Raw genomic sequence first — 13613 nt, 5'->3', positions numbered from 1 at the left:
TTTGAGAAATACGCATCAATCAATAAGGAAATGTCCATGAAGAAATCCGTACTGGTGATGGCAACCGCGTTGTCTGTGCTGGCTTTGAGTCCGGTAGCTTCGGCTATCGATGGTCTGACCCTGGAGATTGGGCACAGCTCCGAGTCGACCACCACTTACCGTCTGGGGGCTCAGTTCGATTTTGGTCGGACCCTGTGGCAGAGCCAATCTGGCGGTGTGCACTTGGGCGGTTACTGGGATACGGGGGTGATTCGCTGGAGTGGGCTGGATGCGACCACCTTTGCCCTGGCGCCGGTATTTGTATTGAGCTTTCCGGTTCAGGCCAGTTGGACCCCTTACATCGAAGCCGGCATTGGGGTGTCGTATTTCACCAAAACCGATCTGGACCATGATCGTGACCTGGGTTCCAAGTTTCAGTTTGAAGACCGGCTCGGGGCAGGCGTTCGCTTCGCTTCCGGCTCCGAAGTCGGTCTTCGGGTCTACCACTACTCCAATGCCGGGCTGAAAAATCCCAATAACGGGATCGAGACCACGGCCCTGCATTACCGCTACAGTTTCTGAGCCCCCAGCATGGAACTGCCTGCCACTCAGTTTTTGGGTGGCCGGCGGCCCAGTTGGCGAAGCCGGTACTGCTCCTGATATAGGTTGGCAAACCCCTGCAGCAGGGGCAGTACCGCGGCCCAGATCGGGATCAGGATCAGCAGGCTGGTCTGTGGCCCGTGGACCAGGCTGAGATCGGCCCAGGCCTGAGCGAGCAGGTAGGCGCAGGGGCCGATCACCAGCCCGACCAAACTGGCCAGCCACCAGCGTTTGGCGGTCCAGGCCAGACAGTGATTCAGAGTGGTGCCGAGCAGGGCCCAGAGCAGCGCCAGCCAGGCCGGGATCAGGGTGGCGTCACCGGGAAATTCGAACACTCCCAGCTGTAACAGAAAGGAGTCCAGTGCCGAGCCTGCCAGCAGTACACTGACAACCAGCTTGCCTTCGCGTGCCCAGGAACTGATCCAACTGAAGTGGACCAGCAGGATGGCGACGGGGGCCAGCAGCCACCAGGGATTGGCGCTGGCGAGCAGGCAGGTCAGGGCGCCGAGCACGAACAGAACGGCGTTCGCGCCGGTTTTTACCGCCATGTCAGAACCCCTGGGTTGTGAACGCCAGTGTCGGACGTGCCTGAGGTTTGCTTAGCAGTATTTGTGCTGCGCCAATCGACCGTTCGATGAAGCCACCCTCGCAATAGCACAGATAGAACTCCCAGAGCCTGAAGAAAGCATCATCATACCCCAGTTGTTGCAGATGGCCGTGGGCGGTTTTCAGATTGTGCTGCCAATGACGCAGGGTTCTGGCGTAGTGCCCGCCGATATCTTCCAGATGCAGCATGGCCAGATCGGAGTGCTCGCGGGTTAGTTCGGCGATCAGGCTGACCGACGGCAGCGAGCCGCCGGGGAATATGTAGCGCTGGATGAAGTCGACGCTGCGACGGGCCTGTTGATAGCGCTGATCGCGGATGGTGATCGCCTGCAGCAGCATCAGCCCGTGCGGCTTGAGCAGGTTCGAGCAGGTCTTGAAGTAAGTATGAAAGTAGTCATGACCGACGGCTTCGATCATCTCGATCGAGACCAGTTTGTCATACTGCCCGGTCAACTCGCGGTAGTCCTGCAACAGCAGGGTTATCCGCTGCTCCAGCCCGAGCTCGCGAATCCGGGCCTGGGCGTAACGATATTGTTCCTGGGACAGGGTCGTGGTGGTTACCCGGCAGCCATAATGCTGGGCTGCGTAAATCGCCATGCTGCCCCAGCCGCTGCCGATCTCCAGCAGATGGTCCTGGGGAGACAGTTCGAGCTTGCGGCAGACACGCTTGAGCTTATGGCGCTGGGCCTGTTCAAGGTTATCGCAGCCGCTGGGGAAAACCGCCGCCGAGTACATCATGGTCGGGTCCAGGAAGTTCTCGAACAACTCGTTGCCCAGATCGTAATGGGCGCGAATGTTGCGCCTGGAACCGGCCAGAGTATTGCGGTTGAGCCAGTGCAGCCATTTCAGCGCTGGCAGTCCCAGGCGCGCCAGACCACGCTCAAGGCCATCGAGCACCTCCAGGTTGCGGACAAAGATGCGGGTAACCGCAGTCAGGTCCGGGCTACTCCAGAATCCGTGGATGTAGGATTCGCCGGCGCCAACGCTGCCATTGCAGGTAATCATCGAGTAGGCCGCCGGGTCGTGCACATGAATCTCGGCCTGCAGGCCATCGTCCGCTGGTTGACCAAAACGGCTGACCTGGCCGGCTTCATGGATATTGATGCAGCCATAGCGCAGGGTGGCGAGCTGGCGCAGGACCAGTCGGCGGCACAGGCTGATCAGCCAACGGGACTGCTCAGTCGTTCGTTGCTGAAGTTGCGGCCGGTCGCTGCCGGGCCGGCTAGTGCTGCTGGAATTGACTTGGCTCATGGGCGTGTGCTCCCTCAAGAGATGTCGTTGGGCGGCTGGCGAGCGGCCAGGGCGTTGTTGGCGGCAGGATGGTGAGAGAAAACAGGAGTGCGTTTGAGCCACAGGCGCAAGGCTTGCCAGTAGATACCAGTGACGGTTTTGATGACCATGAACGGGAAGCTCAGGGCTTCACGACGTAGTACGGCGGGGCTCAATGGCAGGCGTTGCAGTTGCAATGCAGCGTCGAACACTGGTTGGCCGTTTTGCTGACTCTGAATGAGCACCCGTGCCTGCCGGTCTGGCGTGCTGAAACGCATCCGGTAGGTCTGGCTTAACGGCATGAACGGTGAGACATGGAAGGCCTTGTCCAGGCTGAAGCTCTGAGCCGCTGAGTCCGGCTGGGCGGGTAGCAGGTAGCAGAAGCGTTCATTCCAGGGGGTGTTGCTGACCTCTGCAATGATCGCACCGAGCTGACCGTTGGCGTGGTAGCAGTAAAAGAACGACACCGGATTGAACAATAAGCCAAAGCTGCGCACCTGAGTCAGCAGTCTGACCGGGCCATCGAGCGGCAGATCCAGGTGCTCGCGGGCCAACCGGCGGGCGCAGCAGGCCAGCGACTCATGGGCATGGCGGTGACGGCTTAGGTAGTCTGATTCGCGAAAGCGCATGGGTGAATACCAGTGGCCGGACCACAGGGTGCTGAGGCCGAACACCTGGGCCTGCTCATCCAGATCAAGCCACAGCAGGCTGAGCCGGTAGCTGAAGGCGTGAACCCGGGGGCTGCGGCGCTTGTGCCACACCCGGCCACGGTATAGAGCGCTGGCCAGGGGCATCAGAGCTGCTCCCCGAAATCAGCGGCGACCCGCAGTGCGCTGACCACCGCGTCCTCATGGAACCCGTTGGCCCAGTAGGCGCCGCAGAAATAGGTATGGTTGACGCCGAGTAGTTCCTGCCAGCGGGCTTGGGCGGCCTGACTGGCCAGGCTGAACTGTGGGTGGGCATAGCGGAAGCGGCCGAGGATCTTGTCCTCGGCGATATCCACGGTCTGGTTCAGACTGACGCAGAAGGTGTGACTGGCCTGGATGCCTTGCAGTCGGTTCATATCGTAGGTTACTGCTGCCGGCTGCGCGGGGTTGCCGCTCAAGCGATAGTTCCAGCTGGCCCAGGCGCGCCGATTGCGCGGCAGCAGCCGGGTGTCGGTATGCAGCACCACGTCGTTGTCGGCGTAGGGGATGGCGCCGAGAATGCTCTGTTCAGCCTGACTGGGTTGCTCCAGCAGGGCCAGGGCCTGATCGCTGTGGCAGGCCAGCACCACCTTGTCGAAGCGCTCCTCGCCACGCACGCTGATCAGGGTTACACCCTTGGCGTCCCGGCGGATTGTTCGCACCGGGCAGTTGAGTTGAATAGTGTCGTGAAAGGGCTTGGTCAGGGCCGGTAGGTAGGCGCTTGAGCCACCTTTGATCACCCGCCACTGCGGGCGTTGGTTGACCGACAGCAGGCCGTGGTTGCGAAAGAACCGAACGAACAGGTACAGCGGAAACTCCAGCATGCTGGCCAGTGGCATCGACCAGATGGCCGCGCCCATCGGCACGATGTAATGATCGATGAAACGCTGGCCGTAATTGCCTGCCCGCAGGTAGTCACCGAGGGTCGTGGTCGTACTTAGCAGCCCTTGTTCGAGATCGTATGGAGCCTGGCGATTGAAGCGCAGAATGTCGCGCAGCATGCCGATAAAACCGGGTGATAGCAGGTTGCGCCGCTGAGCGAACAGCGTATTGAGATTGTGCCCGTTGTATTCCAGACTGCTGAGTGGGTCCTGTACCGAGAAGCTCATCTCGGTTGGTTGTGAGGCAACGCCGAGCTGCTCCAGCAAGCGGATAAAGTTTGGGTAGGTCCAGTCATTGAACACAATGAAGCCGGTATCGACTGCGTAGCGTTGCCCGTCCAGTTCAATCGTGACGGTATGCGTGTGTCCGCCCAGTCGTTCAGCGGCCTCAAAAACCTGGACCTGATGCCGGCGTGCCAGCAGATGAGCGCAAGCCAGCCCGGCAATACCACTGCCCACGATGGCGATACGCATCAGACTTTCTCCCGTTGCTGAGTCATATCAGTCTCGCTTTCAAATAACGGATAACCCGCCCAAGCAGCGGCACGTGCTCGTACAGCAGGGCCCCGGCGTCGTAATAGTCGGCATGTCGGTGGACCCGCAGGTCGTGGTATTCGATAAAGCTGCAACCGGGTACCTGGATCGGTCGGCCACCGGCCAGGCGCGGGTGCTGGTAGGTCATGATCCAGCGCAGCACGGCCTGATCCTGGGTCAGTTCATGGCATTGCTGAAACTCGAAGCTGATCAGGCTGACATTGGCATACAGCGCTTCGCAGTAGTGGCGCATGGCGCTGAGCCCGTGCAACTCGTGCAGGGGGTCGCTGAAGTGCAGATCCTCGCTGTAGATCTGTTCAAGCAAATGCAGGTTGTCGCGATCCAGGCGCGCGAAGGTATCGGCAAACTGCTGGGCGAAGGCCGAGTGCGTGTTCATGGGGTAGCGAGCTCCCGGAAGGCGGTCAGCGCGCGTTCACGGCTGCTGGCCAGATCAATGATCGGCGCCGGGTAGTCGTTGTCTTTCAACAGGCTGTCGGGCTGCGGCGCATGGATGCTGACGGTTGGGGTGTTGGCCAGCTCGCTGACCCACTGGCGGATGAAATCTCCCTGGGGATCGAACTTGCGGGCCTGGCTGATCGGGTTGAATAGCCGGAAGTAGGGCGCGGCATCAGTACCGGTGGAGGCGCTCCACTGCCAGCCGCCGTTGTTGGCTGCCAGATCACCGTCGATCAACTGACGCATGAACCAGCGCTCACCGCTGCGCCAGTCAAGCAGCAGGTTCTTGCTCAGAAACATGGCGCAGAGCATCCGTAGCCGGTTGTGCATCCAGCCGGTGGTCGCCAGTTGACGCATGGCTGCATCGATTATCGGGAAGCCGGTGCGGCCTTGTTGCCAGGCCTCCAGGGCGGCCGGATCATTGCGCCAGGGGATGGCTTCGGTGGCCGGGCGAAAGGCCCGGTGGCGCGATACCCGAGGGAAGTTAACCAGGATGTATTTATAGAACTCGCGCCACAGCAGTTCGTTGATCCAGGCCACGGCACCGGGCGAGCCGCTGGCGAATTCGCCCTGATTGACCCGCAAGGCTGCGTGCAGGCATTGGCGCACGGATAATATGCCGCTGACCAGATAGGGTGACAGCTGGCTGGTGCCTTGCAGGTCAGGCCGGTCGCGGGTTGCGTGATAGTCCATCAACGCGTCATGACAGAACTGCTCAAGCCGCTGCTGGGCCGCTGCCTCGCCGGCTGGCCAGAGCTGTTGCTGCAAGGGGCTGGCCGCAGGGAAGTCATCCAGTTGGGCTGGTGGCGTGTCGCTGGTCAGCGGCAGCGCACTCTGGCGCTGCGGCGCCGGCAGGCAGGCTGGAAGGTGGCTGTGCAGTTGGGCATAGGCCTGGCGGCGAAACTGACTGAAGACCTTGAACGGGGTGCCGGCCTGGGTCTTCAGGCTGGTCGGAGCAAACAGCAACTGGTCGGTGAAGCGCCGGCAATCTAGCCCTGCGTGCTGAAACTTGCGTTCGACTTCGGCATCGCGGGCCTGTTCGTGGATTCCGTATTCGTCATTGAAGAACAGGCCTTGGGCATTGAGCTGGCTGGCCAGCTCAAGCAGCGCTTCGGCGCAATGGCTCCAGGTGCCGACATCAATGATGCGCAGCGGGATATTCAGGGTGGCCAGACTCAGGCCCAGCTCCCTGAGGTTGCGCAACCAGAAGTCGATCTTGACCGGTGCGTCGTCATGGGCTTTCCAGGTGTCGCCGCTGATCAGCCAGACCGCCACCACCGGGCCTTGCTGGCTGGCGTGCCAGAGTGCCTGGTTATCGGTGCAGCGCAGGTCGTTGCGCAGCCAGCACAGCTGAATGGCGTTCATCATCGTCTCCGGCTTAAATCGCGTTGCGCAGGCTGAGTTCGGGTGGGTGTGGCTGCAGATAGCTTTGTTGTTGCAGGTAGCTGTCCGGGTGCTTGAGCAGGTGGTGTTTGAGCAGGGTGATTGGCACCACCAGCGGAACCAGGCCCTGTCGGTAATGGCCGATCAGCTCCGCCAGTTCATGTTTCTCGGCCGGATTCAGGGCGCGCTTGAAATGCCCGGCGATATGCTCCAGGGCGTTGCTGTGGCGCTGGCGACTGGCCGGGCGGCTGAGTGCTTCCATCAACTCCTGAAAATAGGCCTGTGCTGTCGCGCCCAGGTCGGCCCGGCGCAGGTTGGCCAGACGTTGACCAAGGCGGCGGTAGCTTTCGGGGTGATGGGCCAGCAGCAGATATTTGTGCCGGGCATGAAAGGCCAGCAGAGCGGCGGCGCTGAGCTGCGGCTCGAGTTGCTGGCGCCATTGGGCATAGACTTCAACCCGGGTGATGAAATTTTCACGCAGTACCGGATCGTGCAGTCGCCCTTCTTCTTCGATCGGCAGCCAGGGGTTGGCCTGGCGTAGCGCGCTGGCAAAGGCGCCGCTGCTGGTTTTGGGCTGCAACTGGCCATCGGCCTGATAGAGCTTGACCCGTTGCAGGCCGCAACTGGGAGATTTCTGCATCAGGATGAAACCACACAGTTCCGGATGGTTGGCGGCTACCTGGGCACCATAGCGCTGTAGGGGTTCGGTCAGGTCAAGCGTAGGATCCTGGCTGCCAAGTACTCTCGGCGCCTGAGGCTCGCCGACCAGGCGGATGGGTTGGCGCGGAGTATCGAGCCCGACCGCAACCTCTGGGCAGAACGGGACCAGCGTGAAGGCTGGCCCCAGTTGAGCGGTACACAGCGACGAATGCTTGTGGCCACCGTTGAAGCGAACCGGTTGCCCAACCAGGCAGGCGCTGATGCCTATGGGGATGGTGCGACTGACAGTGCGCATGGGAACCTCAAACTTATACGTATTGCTTAGTTTGTATAAGTTTTAGTGTGCATCACTCTGTCATCTTGTACAAGTTTTTCTATGCTGCCTCAGGTCAGGGTGCGAGCCGCCTGTAGTCCGCTCAGCCAGGCATTTTCCAGCCGTCCGCCCAGGCACCAGTCGCCACAGACATAGACGCCCAGTTCCGGGGCTGCCAGTGCTCCCCAGTTGTATTCGCCATTGGGGCGGGCATACAGCCAGCGATGGGCGTGGCTTTGCACCGGGGGCGGCAGGTGCAGGCCCAGAACCTCAGCCAGAGCCTGGCCAAGTTGCTGGGTGACTGCTTCGGGCTTGAGGTCCAGGTGACCTTCGGCCCAGCTCGCGGTGGACTGCACTACCCAGGTGTCGAGCCCGGCCCGGCCGGGTTTGCTGCTGTTGCGGGCGACCCAGTCGAGTGGGCCGGTGCGTACAAAACAGGCATCGACGTTGGTTGTGAGCGGCTGTTCAAAGGCCATGGCCACGGCCCAGCCAGCTTCCATCTGAACCTGTGCGGCAGTCTGCGCCAGTTGTGGCGCGGCTTCCAATAACGGCACGGCCTGCGGGGCCGGGGTGGCGATCACGACCCGGTCGTAGGGGCCGTAATGGCGGTCATGCTCGTCGACCAGCAGCCACTGGCGGTCGGCCTCGGGGTGCAGCCGGACGATGCGTGTTTCACCAACCAGTTCCAGGCCTTCGAGCAGGTGGCGGGACCAGGCGGTCATGCGTGGCGTGCCGACGAAACGCTGCTGATCGTCCTCCGACGGTGTCAGGCCGTTGTCGTCGTAGCGGTATAGACGCGGGTTCCATTCGGTGACCCAGCCCTGATCCAGCCAACGTTTGACCTCCTGACGGAATTGGCTGTCGCGCGCGGTGAAGTACTGTGCGCCTATGTCGAAATCGCCTTCAGTCGTGCGTTTGCTGCACATGCGCCCACCGCTGCCGCGGCTCTTGTCATACAGGGTGACGCGGTGACCGGACTGGGTCAGGGCCTGTGCGGCGCTGATGCCAGCCAGGCCGGCGCCAATGATGGCAATATTGTGGTTGTGGGTCATGGCCATGGTATCCGTGCAGGCGAGGAAGTGATCGGGGCGGATGACTGATAGAGGTTCGCTATGGTGCCTATCTGTTGGACAGAACTTGTACATCGCACGCGGTCTGTATAGCATCCCCGATCTGGAACCAGCCTGCAAGCCGAATGCAGTCGTAGCTGTTAAGCTTGATGAACCAACTGTCACGCCGAGGATGGGGGTGGGCTATGCACATAATGATTACCGGTGGCACCGGCTTGATCGGACGAGCGCTCTGTCAGCGACTGTTGGCGGATGGTCACCAAGTGAGTGTCTGGAGTCGTCGGGCGGATCAGGTGGGCACGCTGTGTGGGACTCAGGTTCGTGGGGTATCGAGCCTGGCGCAACTGGATGGCGAACATCTCGATGCGGTCGTCAATCTGGCCGGGGCGCCGATCGCTGACCGGCCCTGGACCGCCAAGCGCAAGGCCGAACTCTGGTCCAGCCGAGTGACCCTGACTGAACAGTTGGTGGCCTGGATGGGCGCGCGGGCGCAAAAGCCCGAGGTGTTAATCAGTGGCTCGGCAGTCGGCTGGTATGGCGATGGTGGTGACCAGCCGTTGACGGAAGACAGCCCTGCTCATCCTGAATACACCCATATGCTTTGTGATGCCTGGGAGTCGGCGGCGCGGCGGGCCTCGGCCTATGGCGTGCGGGTTTGCCTGCTGCGCACCGGCCTGGTGCTAGCGGCCGACGGTGGTTTTCTCAAGCGTCTGTTGCTGCCGTTCAAGCTGGGGCTGGGTGGCGCGCTGGGTTCCGGCAGGCAGTATATTCCCTGGGTTCACCGGGCTGATCTGATCGAACTGATCGTATGGCTGCTGAGCAATCCCGAGTGCCGTGGGGTTTTCAATGGCAGTGCGCCGCACCCGGTGACCAATCGTGAGTTTGCCCGCAGCCTGGGCCGGGCCCTGAAGCGCCCGGCCTTCATGCCGCTGCCGGCTCCGGTATTGAAGCTGGGGTTGGGGGAAATGTCACGGTTGCTGCTGACTGGGCAGAATGCTTTGCCCAAGCGGGCACAGGAGCAGGGTTTTGACTTTCGTTATCAGCACCTCGACGAGGCGCTGACGGATATTTTGCATTCATCTTGATGTTGGGGAAGAGGTTACATGTCTGATCGTGGGGTCTTGCTGGTCAATCTCGGCTCGCCTGCCAGTACCGAGGTGGCCGATGTGCGGCGCTATCTCAATCAATTTCTGATGGACCCTCTGGTAGTTGACCTGCCCTGGCCGTTGCGCCGCCTGCTGGTCAGCATGATTCTGCTGCGCCGACCCAAGGCCTCGGCCGAGGCCTATGCTTCGATCTGGTGGGATGAAGGCTCGCCCCTGGTGGTGATCAGTCGCCGGGTGCAGCAGGCGCTGCAGGCGCAACTGGATATGCCGGTCGAACTGGCCATGCGTTACGGCCAGCCTTCGATTGAGCAGGGCCTGCTGAAACTGGCGCAGCAGCCTGGGGTGCGCGAGGTATTGTTCATGCCGCAATACCCTCAGCATGCCGACAGCACCATTACCACTTCAGTTCGAGAGGCGCAGCGGGTCATTGCCAAGCATCAATTGCCGTTGACTCTGACGGTGGTGCCGGCCTTTTATGACCGGTCCGACTATCTGGAGGCGCTGGTGGCCAGTGCCAAACCCTACTTCGAGCAGCCATTCGACCATGTGCTGCTGAGTTACCATGGCTTGCCGGAGCGGCATTTGAAGAAGGCCGACCCGACCGGCTCACATTGCCTGGCCTCTCCCGACTGTTGCGAGCGTCCGTCACCGGCCCATGCAACCTGCTACCGGGCCCAGTGCACAGCGGTGAGCAAGCAGTTTGCCCAGCGCCTGGGGCTGGCGCCGGAGCAGTGGTCGCAGGCTTTCCAGTCGCGGCTGGGACGGGACAAGTGGATCGAGCCCTATACCGAAACCCGGATCGACGAGTTGGCGGCACAGGGGGTCAAGCGCCTGCTGGTGCTGTGTCCGGCGTTCGTGGCCGACTGCATCGAGACGCTGGAGGAGATTGGCGACCGGGCCCGCGAACAGTTTATTGAAGCGGGCGGCCAGGAGCTGGTGCTGGTCCCCTGTCTGAACGACCACCCGCAGTGGGTTGCAACCCTGGCCCAGTGGTGTCGGACCACGCCGCGAGCGGCCTGAGTGTTGCTAGTTACGGGACACTAACGCCGAAGCCATTCGGACAAGGCCAGATGCAGGCCCAGACCGACCAGGATGGCGCCCATCAACCGGTCGAACCAGTGGCCCAGTCGGGCAAAACCCCGGCGGACACTGTGATGGCTGAACAGCAGGGCCACCAGGCAGAACCAGGCGGCGGTCGCCAGTGCCAGATACAGCCCGTAGCCGGCCTGGATCGCCAGTGGGGTCTGCGGATTGATCACCACGGTGAACAGGGACAGGAAAAACAGGGTGGCCTTGGGGTTCAGACCATTGGTGATGAAACCGTTGATGAAGGCCTTGCCGGGCGCCATGGCCAGCGGAGGAGTATGGCCGTCGGGCAGCAGTTGGGGTTTGGCCCGCAGGGCACGGATGCCGATATACAGCAGGTAGGCGGCGGCCAGCCATTTGAGCAGGTTGAACAGCCAGACCGACTGCGACACGATCAGGCCAATACCCAGCAGCGAATAACCGACATGCAGCAGGATGCCACTGCCGACCCCCGCGGCGGTCAGCAAGCCGGCCTGGCGGCCGGCACCAACGCTGTTGCGAATTACCACGGCAAAGTCCGGCCCAGGGCTCATTACCGCCAGCAGATGGACCAGCGCCACCAGCAAAAACTCATTCAAATACATGGACGTCTCCCGGCAAAGTCCTCATTCTAGAGAGCTTGTCCCCCGCAAGGTAGATACAGATTCATGTCTGAACTCGATTCGATTGTATTTCTCGATCATGCGTCTCTCGATCTCGGCGACCTCGACCTGGACCCGCTACGGCGTCAGGCCGGGCACTTGCAACTGTACCCCGCAACAGCTCCGGAACAGGTGCTTGAGCACATTGCCGGGCACCCGGTGGTCATCACCAACAAGGTGGTGATCGATGACGCGGTGATGCAGGCCTGCCCCAATCTGAGGCTGATCCTGGTGGCCGCAACCGGCACTAACAATGTCGATCTGGACGCCGCCCGGCGCCGCGGTATCACGGTATGCAACTGCCGGGGTTACGGTACGCCCTCGGTGGCTCAGCACACCCTGATGCTGATGCTGGTCTTGATCACCCGCTTCGAGTCCTATCGTCAGGCGGTACGCGAGGGGGCCTGGCAGCGCAGCAGCCAGTTTTGTCTGCTCGACTTTCCGATTGGCGAGCTGCACGGTCGTACTCTAGGTATTCTCGGTTACGGCGAGTTGGGCCAGGCGGTGGGCCGGCTGGCCGAAGCCTTCGGTATGCGTGTGCTGGTGGGAGCCTTGCCGGGGCGGGAGAGTTCGGGGCGGCTGGCGCTGGCCGAGCTGCTGGAACAGGTTGATGTACTCAGTCTGCATTGCCCCTTGACTGAGCAGACCCGTGGCCTGATCGACGCCGCCGCTCTGGCGCGGATGAAGCCCGGCAGTCTGCTGGTGAATACCGCCCGCGGTGGAATTGTCGATGAGGCGGCGTTGCTGGCTGCCCTGCGCAGTGGTCATCTGGCTGGGGCCGCTACTGATGTGCTGGTTCAGGAACCACCGGTCAATGGCAATCCACTGCTCGATGCCCAATTACCCAACCTGGTGATCACGCCGCATAGTGCCTGGGGTAGTCGTGAGGCGCGTCAGCGCATTGTCGGACAGATGGCTGAGAATCTGGCGGGTTTTTTCGCCGGGCAGTCATTGCGGGTGGTGAGCTAAAAAATCTCTGTTTTGAGACATGTATCAATAGTGTCTCGCCTGTTTGGGGGATAGTCAGCCCCCTGGCTTGCTTCTAGTCTCCCCGAGCCTTGATCTGGCATCTGGCCAGGTCATCAGACGGGGAGGCTGGGTCATCATGTCATGTCTATCCTGCCAGCGCGGCTCCAGTCTGCTGGAAGTGTTGATCGCCGTACTGGTCTTGGCCATCGGAGTGCTCGGGGCCGCATCACTGCAACTGAATGCCTTGCGCTTCAATGCCAGTGCTGCGCATAGCACTCTGGCCAGTTTCATTGCCTATGACATCCTTGATCGGATGCGGGCCAACTATCAGCAGCTTGACCAGTATGTCACCCAGATCAGTGGTGACTGCCAACGGGTGCCTGCGTTCGCGCAGGATATTCTGGCCCGTGATCTGGCCGACCTGCATGAAGCTGTAAGCTGCCTTTTGCCTGGTGGTACCGCTACGGTTGAGCGTCAGGGCGCGCGGGTCATTGTGACTATCGCCTGGTCCGAAACGCGTATTGTGGCCGGCCAGACCGATACCCGGTTTGTCGTCTCCAGTGAGATAGGTTTGTGAGTAGGCGAGCTTGCCTGTCCAGTCGCCAGTCTGGGGTAGGGCTGGTCGAATTGCTGGTTGCCATGGTGCTTGGTGTGGTGTTGGTGCTTGGTGTGGTCCAGCTGTTTGTCGCCAGCAAGCAATCGTTCGAGGTGCAGCGTCTGTCTGCTGGGGTTCAGGAGGATGCGCGTTTCATTCTCAATCGACTGACGCGTGAGCTGCGCATGGTCGGCATGTATGGTTGCCTGGACTTGACGCGTTTGCCGGATGAGCAGCGTGCCTGGGTACCGGCGCAGTTCGCTACTCCGATTCGTTTCGATGGCGAGGTGCTGTCGCTGATCACCGCTGACCCCACCGGCGAACTGTTTGCCAGCCCGAGTGTGCGCAGCCCGCAGGATTACAACGCCCGCTGGCTGATTGCGAGCAACTGTCGGGACGGCAACGATTTTCGCCTGGTCGAGGATGCCAGTCTCGATATTCAGCCCGGTGACATGGTGATACCGGTACGACTGCAGGAGTATCGGTTACGCAATTATCAGGTGCAGTCTCGGCTCAATGGCAGCGGCAACTTCGAGACCCTGCTGGGAGGCGTGGTCAGCCTTGAGTTCAGCTTTGGTTTGGCTGCTAGTGCTGAGGACTCGGCGGTCAGCGGCCAGTATGTCAGCACACTGGCCAGCACGGATCTGGCGCGGATTCGCAGCGTGCGGCTGGCGTTGCGCCTGAGCGATAACCCGCAGGCACCGGATGCGGGTCGAGTTCGGGCACAGGACTATCGGATGGTGGTAGCTATCCGCAACCTGGTGCTGTGAAGTGGATGC

The 13613-nt window shown here is 61.4% G+C and carries 15 protein-coding genes; 6 read left to right on the top strand and 9 right to left on the bottom strand.

Going from position 1 to position 13613, the window contains the following annotated elements:
* Nucleotides 1-36: 36 nt before the first annotated feature.
* Entirely contained in the window at nucleotides 37-561 is a 525-nt protein-coding gene (locus BVH74_RS01600; RefSeq protein ID WP_080048397.1) for an acyloxyacyl hydrolase, read from the top strand.
* A 26-nt stretch (nucleotides 562-587) separates the two neighbouring features.
* Here BVH74_RS01600 and BVH74_RS01595 read toward each other — a convergent pair whose 3' ends face one another.
* From BVH74_RS01595 to BVH74_RS01560, 8 genes are all read right to left on the bottom strand, one after another.
* Nucleotides 588-1127 (bottom strand): DUF2878 domain-containing protein, encoded by a 540-nt coding sequence (locus BVH74_RS01595; RefSeq protein ID WP_080048396.1) that lies wholly within the window; start codon nucleotides 1125-1127, stop codon nucleotides 588-590.
* Nucleotide 1128: 1 nt separating this feature from the next.
* Nucleotides 1129-2436, bottom strand: a complete 1308-nt coding sequence (locus BVH74_RS01590; RefSeq protein ID WP_080048395.1) for an SAM-dependent methyltransferase — start codon at nucleotides 2434-2436, stop codon at nucleotides 1129-1131.
* 14 nt (nucleotides 2437-2450) lie between these two features.
* Nucleotides 2451-3242 carry a DUF1365 domain-containing protein gene (locus tag BVH74_RS01585; protein WP_080051581.1) on the bottom strand — a complete coding sequence of 264 codons (792 nt, stop codon included), beginning with the start codon at nucleotides 3240-3242 and terminating at the stop codon, nucleotides 2451-2453.
* Nucleotides 3243-3247: 5 nt separating this feature from the next.
* Nucleotides 3248-4495 carry an NAD(P)/FAD-dependent oxidoreductase gene (locus tag BVH74_RS01580; protein ID WP_080048394.1) on the bottom strand — a complete coding sequence of 416 codons (1248 nt, stop codon included), beginning with the start codon at nucleotides 4493-4495 and terminating at the stop codon, nucleotides 3248-3250.
* A gap of 22 nt (nucleotides 4496-4517) precedes the next feature.
* Nucleotides 4518-4952, bottom strand: a complete 435-nt coding sequence (locus BVH74_RS01575; protein ID WP_080048393.1) for a nuclear transport factor 2 family protein — start codon at nucleotides 4950-4952, stop codon at nucleotides 4518-4520.
* Nucleotides 4949-6376: a deoxyribodipyrimidine photo-lyase gene (phrB, locus tag BVH74_RS01570; protein ID WP_080048392.1), complete on the bottom strand. Its 1428-nt coding sequence runs from the start codon at nucleotides 6374-6376 to the stop codon at nucleotides 4949-4951. The genes BVH74_RS01575 and phrB overlap by 4 nt, the downstream gene beginning before the upstream one ends.
* Before the next feature lie 13 nt (nucleotides 6377-6389).
* Nucleotides 6390-7349, bottom strand: coding sequence for a YbgA family protein (locus BVH74_RS01565; RefSeq protein WP_080048391.1), 960 nt, complete (start codon nucleotides 7347-7349; stop codon nucleotides 6390-6392).
* A gap of 89 nt (nucleotides 7350-7438) precedes the next feature.
* Entirely contained in the window at nucleotides 7439-8419 is a 981-nt protein-coding gene (locus BVH74_RS01560; protein ID WP_080048390.1) for an NAD(P)/FAD-dependent oxidoreductase, read from the bottom strand.
* A 203-nt stretch (nucleotides 8420-8622) separates the two neighbouring features.
* Here BVH74_RS01560 and BVH74_RS01555 point away from each other — a divergent pair, with 203 nt between their 5' ends.
* Both BVH74_RS01555 and hemH read left to right on the top strand, forming a co-directional pair.
* Nucleotides 8623-9522 (top strand): TIGR01777 family oxidoreductase, encoded by a 900-nt coding sequence (locus BVH74_RS01555; RefSeq protein WP_080048389.1) that lies wholly within the window; start codon nucleotides 8623-8625, stop codon nucleotides 9520-9522.
* A gap of 18 nt (nucleotides 9523-9540) precedes the next feature.
* Nucleotides 9541-10563 (top strand): ferrochelatase, encoded by a 1023-nt coding sequence (gene hemH / locus BVH74_RS01550; protein ID WP_080048388.1) that lies wholly within the window; start codon nucleotides 9541-9543, stop codon nucleotides 10561-10563.
* 20 nt (nucleotides 10564-10583) lie between these two features.
* Here hemH and BVH74_RS01545 read toward each other — a convergent pair whose 3' ends face one another.
* The gene (locus BVH74_RS01545; RefSeq protein WP_080048387.1) at nucleotides 10584-11213 is read right to left on the bottom strand and encodes a LysE family transporter; all 630 of its coding nucleotides are present in this window, start codon (nucleotides 11211-11213) and stop codon (nucleotides 10584-10586) included.
* A 63-nt stretch (nucleotides 11214-11276) separates the two neighbouring features.
* Here BVH74_RS01545 and BVH74_RS01540 point away from each other — a divergent pair, with 63 nt between their 5' ends.
* The 3 genes from BVH74_RS01540 to BVH74_RS01530 all read left to right on the top strand — a co-directional run bounded on the left by BVH74_RS01540 (nucleotide 11277) and on the right by BVH74_RS01530 (nucleotide 13604).
* Nucleotides 11277-12239: a 2-hydroxyacid dehydrogenase gene (locus BVH74_RS01540; RefSeq protein WP_080048386.1), complete on the top strand. Its 963-nt coding sequence runs from the start codon at nucleotides 11277-11279 to the stop codon at nucleotides 12237-12239.
* Between the two features lie 136 nt (nucleotides 12240-12375).
* Entirely contained in the window at nucleotides 12376-12816 is a 441-nt protein-coding gene (gene pilV, locus BVH74_RS01535; protein ID WP_080048385.1) for a type IV pilus modification protein PilV, read from the top strand.
* Nucleotides 12813-13604, top strand: coding sequence for a prepilin-type N-terminal cleavage/methylation domain-containing protein (locus tag BVH74_RS01530; protein ID WP_080048384.1), 792 nt, complete (start codon nucleotides 12813-12815; stop codon nucleotides 13602-13604). Before pilV ends, BVH74_RS01530 begins: the two co-directional genes overlap by 4 nt.
* Nucleotides 13605-13613 lie beyond the last annotated feature (9 nt).

Origin of the sequence: Halopseudomonas phragmitis, assembly GCF_002056295.1 — a bacterium.
GTDB lineage: Bacteria > Pseudomonadota > Gammaproteobacteria > Pseudomonadales > Pseudomonadaceae > Halopseudomonas > Halopseudomonas phragmitis.
This window is presented reverse-complemented; position numbering and strand designations above follow the sequence as displayed.

Coding starts and splice junctions, on each gene's coding strand:
- BVH74_RS01565 (WP_080048391.1), bottom strand. CDS start 7,349: ATGCGCACTGTCAGTCGCACCATCCCCATAGGCATCAGCGCCTGCCTG.
- BVH74_RS01560 (WP_080048390.1), bottom strand. CDS start 8,419: ATGACCCACAACCACAATATTGCCATCATTGGCGCCGGCCTGGCTGGC.
- BVH74_RS01555 (WP_080048389.1), top strand. CDS start 8,623: ATGCACATAATGATTACCGGTGGCACCGGCTTGATCGGACGAGCGCTC.
- hemH (WP_080048388.1), top strand. CDS start 9,541: ATGTCTGATCGTGGGGTCTTGCTGGTCAATCTCGGCTCGCCTGCCAGT.
- BVH74_RS01545 (WP_080048387.1), bottom strand. CDS start 11,213: ATGTATTTGAATGAGTTTTTGCTGGTGGCGCTGGTCCATCTGCTGGCG.
- BVH74_RS01575 (WP_080048393.1), bottom strand. CDS start 4,952: ATGAACACGCACTCGGCCTTCGCCCAGCAGTTTGCCGATACCTTCGCG.
- pilV (WP_080048385.1), top strand. CDS start 12,376: ATGTCATGTCTATCCTGCCAGCGCGGCTCCAGTCTGCTGGAAGTGTTG.
- BVH74_RS01580 (WP_080048394.1), bottom strand. CDS start 4,495: ATGCGTATCGCCATCGTGGGCAGTGGTATTGCCGGGCTGGCTTGCGCT.
- BVH74_RS01590 (WP_080048395.1), bottom strand. CDS start 2,436: ATGAGCCAAGTCAATTCCAGCAGCACTAGCCGGCCCGGCAGCGACCGG.
- BVH74_RS01600 (WP_080048397.1), top strand. CDS start 37: ATGAAGAAATCCGTACTGGTGATGGCAACCGCGTTGTCTGTGCTGGCT.
- BVH74_RS01540 (WP_080048386.1), top strand. CDS start 11,277: ATGTCTGAACTCGATTCGATTGTATTTCTCGATCATGCGTCTCTCGAT.
- BVH74_RS01595 (WP_080048396.1), bottom strand. CDS start 1,127: ATGGCGGTAAAAACCGGCGCGAACGCCGTTCTGTTCGTGCTCGGCGCC.
- phrB (WP_080048392.1), bottom strand. CDS start 6,376: ATGAACGCCATTCAGCTGTGCTGGCTGCGCAACGACCTGCGCTGCACC.